Here is a 242-nt window from a genome sequence, read left to right on the forward strand (position 1 = left end):
AAAGCCCGCGGACTTCGTGGTGTCTTCCTTGTCACCAGTGATGCCCACGAAGGCATCCAGCATGCCATTTCCGAAGTGTTGCCCGATGCATCCTGGCAGCGGTGCCGCACCCACTTTGCCAAAAACCTCTACGAGAAAGTCCCCAAAATGCAGTGGCCGATGGTCTCTGCGATGTTCCAGACGATCTTCCAACAACCGGATGAGGAATCAACCTGGGCGCAAGCCCGTGAAGTTGTTGACTT

General features: G+C 55.4%; 1 protein-coding gene. It reads left to right on the plus strand.

Annotated features, from left to right (window positions below):
- Positions 1-242: transposase (locus HMPREF2617_RS03240; protein WP_210400806.1), on the plus strand; the 242-nt coding region annotated here is incomplete at both ends.

Source organism: Corynebacterium sp. HMSC070H05 (genome assembly GCF_001837615.1).
In the GTDB taxonomy this organism is placed as follows: Bacteria; Actinomycetota; Actinomycetes; order Mycobacteriales; family Mycobacteriaceae; genus Corynebacterium; species Corynebacterium coyleae.